The organism is Paenibacillus alkaliterrae (genome assembly GCF_021532375.1).
Classification (GTDB): Bacteria; Bacillota; Bacilli; order Paenibacillales; family Paenibacillaceae; genus Pristimantibacillus; species Pristimantibacillus alkaliterrae.
Map to the genome: position 1 here is coordinate 25232 of NZ_JAKGAP010000046.1, position 9553 is coordinate 34784.

General features: G+C 38.1%; 7 protein-coding genes. All 7 read left to right on the forward strand.

Features of this window, described 5'->3' with window-relative positions:
- The first annotated feature begins 103 nt into the window (after window positions 1–103).
- From L1N85_RS18475 to L1N85_RS18505, 7 genes are read left to right on the forward strand one after another with little or no spacing between them, the layout of a single operon-like run.
- On the forward strand, window positions 104–1177 hold the full coding sequence (locus L1N85_RS18475) for a tetratricopeptide repeat-containing glycosyltransferase family 2 protein (RefSeq protein WP_235240530.1): 1074 nt from the start codon (window positions 104–106) through the stop codon (window positions 1175–1177).
- A 16-nt stretch (window positions 1178–1193) separates the two neighbouring features.
- Entirely contained in the window at window positions 1194–2285 is a 1092-nt protein-coding gene (locus L1N85_RS18480; RefSeq protein ID WP_235240531.1) for a glycosyltransferase, read from the forward strand.
- Window positions 2286–2289: 4 nt separating this feature from the next.
- On the forward strand, window positions 2290–3909 hold the full coding sequence (locus L1N85_RS18485; RefSeq protein ID WP_235240537.1) for a glycosyltransferase: 1620 nt from the start codon (window positions 2290–2292) through the stop codon (window positions 3907–3909).
- A 33-nt stretch (window positions 3910–3942) separates the two neighbouring features.
- Window positions 3943–6441 (forward strand): glycosyltransferase, encoded by a 2499-nt coding sequence (locus tag L1N85_RS18490; protein ID WP_235240532.1) that lies wholly within the window; start codon window positions 3943–3945, stop codon window positions 6439–6441.
- Between the two features lie 35 nt (window positions 6442–6476).
- On the forward strand, window positions 6477–7604 hold the full coding sequence (locus L1N85_RS18495; protein ID WP_235240533.1) for a DegT/DnrJ/EryC1/StrS family aminotransferase: 1128 nt from the start codon (window positions 6477–6479) through the stop codon (window positions 7602–7604).
- Window positions 7605–7647: 43 nt separating this feature from the next.
- Entirely contained in the window at window positions 7648–8166 is a 519-nt protein-coding gene (locus L1N85_RS18500) for a GNAT family N-acetyltransferase (protein ID WP_235240534.1), read from the forward strand.
- A 48-nt stretch (window positions 8167–8214) separates the two neighbouring features.
- The gene (locus L1N85_RS18505) at window positions 8215–8916 is read left to right on the forward strand and encodes a class I SAM-dependent methyltransferase (RefSeq protein ID WP_235240535.1); all 702 of its coding nucleotides are present in this window, start codon (window positions 8215–8217) and stop codon (window positions 8914–8916) included.
- Window positions 8917–9553: the final 637 nt, after the last annotated feature.

Genomic DNA, 9553 nt, shown 5'->3' on the forward strand with positions numbered 1-9553 from the left:
GTTATACGGCTTTATGCCGCATAACTTTTTTCTTTGTGTCCAAACCCTGCAAGTCCGGGTTCCATATAATGTTTAGGGAACATGTTATGGAGGTGTATGAACCGTGATTACCATTAGTTTGTGCATGATTGTAAGAAACGAGGAGCTAGTGCTGGGTCGATGCTTAGATTCCGTTAAAGATCTAGTTGATGAGATTATCATCGTAGATACGGGATCAACGGATTGTACGAAAGAAATTGCAGCCAAATATACGAATCACCTATTTCATTTTGATTGGATCGATGATTTTTCTGCTGCAAGGAACTATTCTTTCAGTCATGCTACCCAGGATTATATTTTATGGCTGGATGCAGACGATTGGCTGCAGCAAAACGACTTGGAAAGGTTCAAAACGCTCAAGGAAACGTTAGATCCGAATGTCGACTCCGTTTGCATGGATTACTACACAGGTTTCGATGCTCTTGGGAAACCAACTGCTGTTATTAAAAGAAACAGATTAGTGAAACGTTCCAGGCAATTTCAATGGCATGATCCGGTACATGAGCATTTAGTGGTCGGAGGAAATGTCATATTTTCTGATATTGCGGTGAGTCATGGCCGGGTGCATACGAATAATAAACGCAATATGTTAATTTATCAAGGAATGCTTGGGAAAGGGGAAACCCTCTCGAACCGGCAATTATTGCATTATGCAATGGAACTATTCGCCAACGGCTATTATGAAAAAGCGATAGAGATCTATCAAACTATTATTGATGATTCAACAGGTTATTTTGAAAATAAATTAGAGTCTTGTGATCGAATCGCTTATTGTTATCGCGAGCTTGGCAATAAAGAGCAAGAACTGCAATTTCTGCTTAAGACGTTCAAATATGATATTCCACGCGCTGATTATGTATGCAGAATCGCCTACTTTTATCAGGAGAACGGCGATTTTGTGAAAGCAAAAAACTGGTATGAATTGGCGATAAGGCTGGAGAAGCCCAAAAACCGGTTGTTTGGCGTCAATAATGTGGCTTGGACATGGTTCCCCCATTTGCAGCTTGCAGTATGCTACGGCAAGCTTGGGCAATTAGAGCAAGCCTATGAACGAAATGAAATTGCTTTTTCGTATGCTCCAAATGACCCGAACATATTAAATAACAAAAAATTGCTGGAACAATTATTAAAGAAATGAAGGAGTGAGGATCATCGTGATTACGATCAGCTTGTGTATGATTGTAAGAAACGAGGAACAGTTTCTTGGCAAATGTCTGGAATCAGTTAAAGATCTAGTGGATGAAATCATTATTGTAGATACAGGTTCAACAGATGCAACGAAAACAATTGCCGCTAAATATACCGTTCATATTAATGATTTCGATTGGATCGATGATTTCTCCGCAGCCAGAAATTATTCCTTTAGCCTTGCTACCAAGGATTACATCATGTGGCTTGATGCTGATGATTGGCTTCAGGAATTGGATTATCAGAAATTCAAAGAACTGAAGAAAGTGCTAAACCCTAATTTTGATGTAGTGTATATGGATTACTATACATCCTTCGACATCAACGGACAGCCAAACGTTGTTATTAAAAGAGAAAGATTAGTAAAACGCAGTAAGCAGTTTCAATGGCATGAGAGGGTTCACGAATTTTTACAAGTCGAAGGAAACGGATTGTTAACGGATATTGCGGTAAGCCACGGGAAGATTCAGGAAAAAATCACCGATCGTAATTTGCAAATTTATGAAGCTGCCATATTAAGCGGAAAGAAGTTGTCAAACCGCGAGCTTTTCTTTTATGCCAAAGAACTAAAAAACAATGGTTACCACACCAAAGCCATATCTGTATTCCAACAATTTCTTGCTGATCCTGCGAGTTATATTGAGAATATATTAGAAGCTTATGAGCAAATGGCTGTCTGCTATCACGAGATAGGGGACAAGGAACATGAATTTATGTGTTTGTTGAAAACATTGGAATACGATTCTCCCCGCGCTGATTATATTTGCAGAATTGCTTACTTTTTCCAGGATGCCGGGGACTATGAGAAAGCAATCAGTTGGTACCAAGTTGCCATTAAGACTGAAAAGCCTAAGGATCGTTTTGGTATTGTAAATCACCTAGCTTGGACGTGGTTGCCGCACGTGAATTTAGCGATATGCTACGATAAACTCGGACAATTAGAAAAGGCATATGAGCATAATGAACTTGCTCTAAGGTTTATCCCGGATGATCCGAATTTACTTCGCAACAAACAATTGTTGGAGGAATATCTGAGCAAAGGAAAGGATGAAAGCTGATATGATGACGAGCATCATCCTTGTTGCCTTCAATAAGCTTGCATTTACACAGGAATGTATCGAGAGCATACGGGCATACACGGAACCGGGGTCCTACGAGATTATTGTCGTAGACAATGCTTCAACGGATGAAACAGCTGATTGGCTTCAGCAGCAACATGATTTGACCGTTATTTTAAATGAAAATAATGAAGGCTTTCCGAAAGGCTGCAATCAGGGGATAGCTGCAGCTCAAGGCGAGCTGATTATGCTGCTTAATAACGATACGGTAGTAACTTGCAATTGGCTTGATAATTTAAAAAAATGTTTATTCAGCAAAAATCAAATTGGTGCAGTCGGTCCTATAACCAACAATGCTTCGTATTACACAGCCATTCATGCACCTTATCAAACAAAGGAAGGAATCCAGCAATTTGCACAAAAACATAACGTGTCTAATCCGGCCAAATGGGAGGAAAGATTGAAGCTGATAGGCTTCTGTCTTTTGATAAAACGCGAAGCTGTGGAGGAGATTGGTCTCCTGGATGAGCGGTTTGGAATAGGCAATTTTGAAGATGACGACTATAGCTTGAGAATGAGAAAAGCGGGATATAGACTGATGCTTTGCAGAGACACGTTCATTCATCATTATGGCAGCGCATCATTCAATAGCGATACCGATCGATATCGTCATGTTTTACAAGAAAATGAGCGGAAATTTATTGAGAAATGGGGATTTAGCCCGATACTCGATACCATGATACGATATGAATTGGTGTCTCTAATGGATGAAAAGGGAGACGAAGCTGAGGATCTCTTTCGCGTATTGGATATCAGCTGCGGATGCGGAGGTACGCTTTTACAAATCAAAAATAAGTTTCCAAATGCAGAGCTTTATGGCATCGAATCGAATACACACGCGGGTTCTGTCGCTTCAATGATTGCCAACGATATCGGAAACTGTGCAGATGATCCTAGTCAATGGACATATTCGAAACAATCATTCAACTGGATTTTAATGGAGACTGCCATTTCTTCTAATTCCTCTATCGATTATTTATGCGCTTTAAGTTCTTTATTAAAGGACGAAGGTGTAATGATAGCCTTTTTCGAAAATATAGGAAACTTATCTGTAGAACAACTAGATCAATTTTTAAAGGAAGCGGGCTTTGAAAAGGCTGATTTGTATCCTATAAATGGAACGGATCATGAAAAGCATAGCACGCAGCATTTTCTGCTGAAAGCATTTAAACGGATAGTATGGGAAAAAGAGCTTTCTATTATTTGCAGCGAATTGGCAGATGGCATCAATAAAGAAATGCAGCTTTTAAGAGTGGCGGCACTGCTGTCCGGTTCGCTAGTCACTTATAACCATATCATTCAAACACCTATTCCAAATCCGCTTACGAAGGCGGCGCTGCTGGCAGAAATTGCAGAGTTTCTTTATTATCGCCGGGTGAACGATCCCGTTATCCCGCTATTGGAAGCGGCCTACGCGTTAAATCCAAAGTATGATGAATTATTGTACAATCTCGGTTTTATGCTTATGAAAGCGAATAAGCATGCGGAGGCACTTCGATATTTTGAAGAAATAGATGATAAGGATGAAGAGGTTATTGGATTTATCAATAAATTAAAGAGATAGATCTCAATCTGGAACAAGTGAGGGACATACTCGATGAATAATAGCAAAATAAGCTTTATCTATTGTGTGAATGATGAAAGGCAATACGCGGAGTCCGCTAAATCTATAGATTCGTTACTTGTACCGGAAGGTTTTATCATTGATAAGCTAGCAATAGCTGAAGCAGAAAGCATAGCTGGCGGCTATAACTATGCAATGAACCATTCGGATGCTAAGTATAAGGTATATCTGCATCAGGACACGTTAATTATTAACAAAAATTTTATATTTGATATATTGGCTTTGTTTCAGATATATCCCAAGCTTGGACTTCTAGGCATGGTTGGGGCCGATACTCTTCCGACTAACGGTATCTGGTGGGAAGCCAGGCAAAAATTCGGTAAAGTGTATGAGAGTCACACCGGAACGATGGAATTGCTGGCTTTCGAAGAGGTGCAATCGGATTATGTACAGGTTGCCGGCATAGATGGGTTTATGATGATTACACAGTATGATTTACCTTGGAGAGAGGATCTTCTGAAAGGGTGGCATTTTTACGATCTCTCGCAATCGGCTGAGTTTATGAAGGCTGGTTATGAAGTTGGAGTGCCGAAGCAAGAAGATCCATGGTGTATCCACGATTGTGGAGTCATTGACGTCCGTAACGGATTTGATGACAATAGAGTAATATTTTTGGAAGAGTACTCGAAGCAGCTCTTTCCCCTTGTAAGTGTAATGATTCCAACTTACAATAGACCCCGCTATTTTGAGCTGGCGTTGAAAAGCGTTCTTGAACAAACGTATAAAAATATAGAGATTATTGTTTGTGACGATAGTACCAACGACGAGACGCAGCAACTAATCCAGTCCTATTTACAAACCTATAAACACATTCGATATTATAAAAACGAACAAAACCTTGGACCAGTTCAAAATGATTTAAAGTGTATGGAGCTTGCTAAGGGGGAATATGTAAATTTTCTGATGGATGATGATTTGTTTCACTCCCAAAAAATTGAGAGAATGATGAATTACTTTCTTGATTATTCTGATATGAATGTTTCTCTGGTTACTTCGCATAGACAATTAATTGACGCACATGGAAACTTTCTTCAGGATATACGTTCAACCAGTAAACTTTTTAACGAGAATACAATAATCGATGGCTATGAATTCGGAAGCTTTATGTTACGATCTGTACCGTTTAATTATATTGGAGAACCTACAACAGCACTGTTTAGAAAAAGGGATTTGGAAGAACCTTTCGGCACTTTTTTAGGCAGAGAATATGGCTGCAATGTGGATATGGCTGCCTGGATTAAATTGCTATCTAAAGGTAATATCGTTTATATTGCTGAGTCATTGAGCTATTTCAGAATTCATGGTGAACAGCAGCAGCATTCAGAAAAAATGTTGGTGGCAGGTTTGCTCGATTATGCCCATCAAATCTTGAAAGCACCACAACTCGGTTTCTTTTCGAATGAAGCGCACTATGTGCAAGCTATCGGGAACTGCTTGAAATATATGAGTGAGATCGTAAATGGTATTAGTGAAGAATATAGGAGGAACTCGGATTTCCGGCAAATTGCATTCTTCCAGCAGCTATTAACTCAAAAACTTCAAGAATTGCTTAATAAGCAGCCATTAGTAAGTGTTCTCATTCCTGCTTATAATAGACCTCATTATTTAGAGTTAGCCTTACAAAGTGTATTAAACCAAACGTATAAAAATATTGAGATTATTGTTTGTGACGATAGTACGAATGATGAAGTGCAGCAAATGATTCAACCTTATTTAGAAACCGCAGCTAACCGCATACGATACTATAAGAATGAGTCAACTTTGGGCTTGGTGATGAATTTCCGGAAATGCTTTGAACTTTCTAATGGTGAATATATCAATTACTTGTTGGATGATGATCTATTTCATGTAAATAAAATAGAGAAAATGATGTGGTACTTTTTAAATGATAAGCAAAAAGAGATTTCATTAGTCACTTCATATAGACAACGTATTGACGTCATGGGTAATGAATTGCCTGATATTGAAGAAACCAAAAAAATATTTGTACAAGATACAATGGTAGACGGAATTAAATTTGGAGAATTTATATGTAAAAAATTGATGAATGTTATTGGAGAGCCAACCACAGTTTTATTCAGAAAAGAAAGTTTAAAAGAACCGTTTGGTGTTTTTGGGGGCAGACAATATAAAAATAACGTTGACCTTGCAAGTTGGATGAGTTTGCTTTCCGTAGGTAGAATGGTTTATGTATCTGATGCATTGAGTTATTTAAGAGATCATGCAGAACAGGTATCTAAAACAGCAAAGGCAAGTATTGAAGGCTATATTGATTTTGCACATCAAATATTAGAAGTCCCTAGTCATGGTTTTTTTAAAGAATTACAGGAAGAATACAAGGTAGCTGTAGAATCATGTTTATATCATTTGAAATATGCTATTGGAGCTAACAAGGACAATTCTCAAGATTATAAGGACTTAATGCTGAACTATTTAGCGGTTGAAAATAAGTGGTTTTCTCTTTTTGGTTAAAAGAATTGGTAATCATTTAGGGTGAGGTGATGATCATGTCCATACAACTATTTTCCCCTACATTTAGAATAGAAGAATGTTTAGCTGAAATAAGAGAATGTCTAGAAAAGGGATGGACTGGGCTTGGATTCAAAACGATTGAGTTTGAAAATAGATGGAAAGCATACACTGGTTTTGAAAATGCTCATTTTCTGAACTCTGCGACTGTAGGATTAAGTCTGGCACTTAAAATATTGAAAATGGAAAACAAATGGATTGATGGTGATGAAGTTATTTCTACCCCATTAACCTTTGTATCATCTAATCATGCCATTTTATATGAAGGTTTAAATGTTGTATTTGCAGATGTAGATGAATACCTTTGCTTAGACCCGCTTGATGTTGAGAAAAAAATCACGGAAAAAACGAAGGCTATCTTATTTGTTGGGTTGGGAGGCAACACCGGGCAGTATGAGAAAATCGTGCAGTTATGCAATAGGTATAACCTGAAACTTGTCCTTGATGCCGCGCATATGTCAGGCACCAGACTAAACGACGAAATTCCCGGAAAGGAAGCAGACGCGGTTGTATATTCTTTTCAAGCAGTGAAGAACTTGCCTACAGCGGATTCTGGAATGGTATGTTTTAAGGAGAAGAAGCATGATGAAATCTGCAGGAAATTATCTTGGCTGGGTATAAATAAGGACACGTACTCACGCACGAATGATAAAGGTGCCTATAAGTGGAAATACGATGTCGAATATGTTGGCTATAAATATCACGGAAATTCAATCATGGCCGGTATCGCACTCGTGCAATTAAAATATTTGGATCAAGATAATGCATATAGAAGACAATTAGCCAAATGGTATGATAACGGATTTAAAAATGTTAAAGACCGGATAAAAACAATAGCTGTAGCAGATGGCTGTGAATCTTCAAGACATCTTTATGTAATTGAAGTCAATAACAGGGACCAGTTACTTCTAGCATTAAATGAAAGTGATATATTTCCCGGTGTTCATTATCGTGATAATACGGAGTATAAAATGTATGCTTACGCACAAAATACTTGTCCTAATGCTCATAGATTGTCGAATCGAATTCTATCACTTCCGCTGCATTTGAAAATGACCAAACAGGATGTTGACTATATTTGTCAACAGGTAATTAAATATTGCTAGTTAACTTGATGTTTTTTCTCACTCCATAGCAAGGAGGAATTAAATGGACCATATTTATAATTTTGAAACTGACCGACTACTATTTTTACCGCTAAGCTGGAAAGACCTTGAGATGATTCGTGAGTGGAGAAATCAGAATCATATTAGGATAAATTTTATCGATCAAAATATTATTGAAACGGAACAACAGAATAAATGGTTCGGAAATTATCTGAAGAACGAAAATGATATCATGTTTGTAGCCTTTGAAAAAAAACAACATATTCCCATAGGTTCAGCTGGGTTATATAGAATAAACAGAATTTATAAAACTGCGGAATTTGGAAGATTGATGATCGGCAGCAAACAATTTTCTGGAAATGGATACGGTACTGAAATAGTCAAAGGAATATGCAATTTTGCGGGTGAAGAACTTGGTTTGACAACCATTTATCTGCAGGTCTTAGATGGTAATGAAAACGCAAAACACATATACCAAAAAATTGGCTTTAAAGTTACAGGAATTAACGTGGAAAGTGGTCTGGATTTAATTCAAATGGAGTTGAGCTTTAAAGTTCCCTAAACGGAACCTAGAGACGATAAATACATTTAAAGGTGGCGGATTACAACTTTGGACAACAATACAAAAACTAATCAAGATTTTTATGATGAAAAGCCTAGTTCATATTACCAAACGGCAAATCCTAATTTGTTAAGACGGATTCAAAGTGATGCCAATATGATGATATTGGATGTGGGCTGCGGCGAGGGGTACCTTGGAGCAACGCTGAAGAATATGTATGGTTCCAAGGTGTATGGAATCGAATATTTTCCTTCATCCGCCAAGGAGGCCGAGAAGAAACTGGATCGGGTATACTGTGCGGATATCGAAGATTTTGATTTTCCATTTGAACACAATCAATTTGATTATATTATTTTTGGGGATGTATTGGAGCATTTGAAAAATCCGTGGTTAACGTTAAGCAAAGTGAAACCATACTTGAAACCCCAAGGTTCAATTGTTGTCTCTATTCCCAATGTAGGTCATATTTCTATTCTGGCTGAGCTTATTAGTGGAACATGGACATACACGGAAGAAGGCTTGCTCGATAAAACACACTATCGTTTTTTTACTTTAAACGAGATTTACAAAATGTTTGTGGAAACAGGATATGTTATTAAAGAGATCGATGGAATTCCCAAAACGAATCCCGTCTATGAAGAATTGATTATAGAGATTGAGAGAATCCGTTCCAAATTCAATTTGAATTCGATTGATTTTTCAAATCAATTAAGATCATTTCAATACGTGATCATCGCAAAAAAAGTATAAATATGATGTAATGTGTCAAATGCAACAGTAAGAGCCTGCGGGCTCTTTTCTTTTCCCATGCCCGATTTTCCACATTCTCCAGCGTTTGCCCTGTTCCTCCTGCTTGATGACACTGTCGTTTTGCAGGATCGGATACAATCCCGAGCGAAACTGTCTATTCTGGCTGAGCATAAAACGCAAACATAACTATCTTATTTTCATTAAATCGCGACAACTATCTTGACAAATACCGGCCTATATGGGAGGTGGATCCACTATTGTTCAGAAGCATCTTGGACAACTTATTTCAGAACGTGATTCAGCATGACGGGTCGGGAAAAAAATATGTGTGCATTGAATCGTCCCGACGAAATGGAGTCTCGTACCTTATAGTGAAAGACAAGGGTCCGGATATGGAACACGATTCGCAAGCCAAAGGAGCAGGCATCGGTCTCCTATTGAGTCTTTGGTGTCACGACGATCTAGGAACAATAGAGAAAACGTGATATAGCAATTTTTCATCTACTTCAAGTCGTCGCAGCTTCGATGCTCCATGGTGAAAAATGGTTCTTCCCAGTTTAGCGTGACTATTTGCTGTCAATCATTGTAGTAGAACCCTGAAGGGAGATACCATTGATGACGGAAAATGAGATATTTA

Bases quoted from the DNA above. Each gene is read 5' to 3' on its own strand.
- L1N85_RS18500 (WP_235240534.1), top strand. From the start codon at position 7,648: ATGGACCATATTTATAATTTTGAAACTGACCGACTACTATTTTTACCG.
- L1N85_RS18490 (WP_235240532.1), top strand. From the start codon at position 3,943: ATGAATAATAGCAAAATAAGCTTTATCTATTGTGTGAATGATGAAAGG.
- L1N85_RS18485 (WP_235240537.1), top strand. From the start codon at position 2,290: ATGACGAGCATCATCCTTGTTGCCTTCAATAAGCTTGCATTTACACAG.
- L1N85_RS18495 (WP_235240533.1), top strand. From the start codon at position 6,477: ATGTCCATACAACTATTTTCCCCTACATTTAGAATAGAAGAATGTTTA.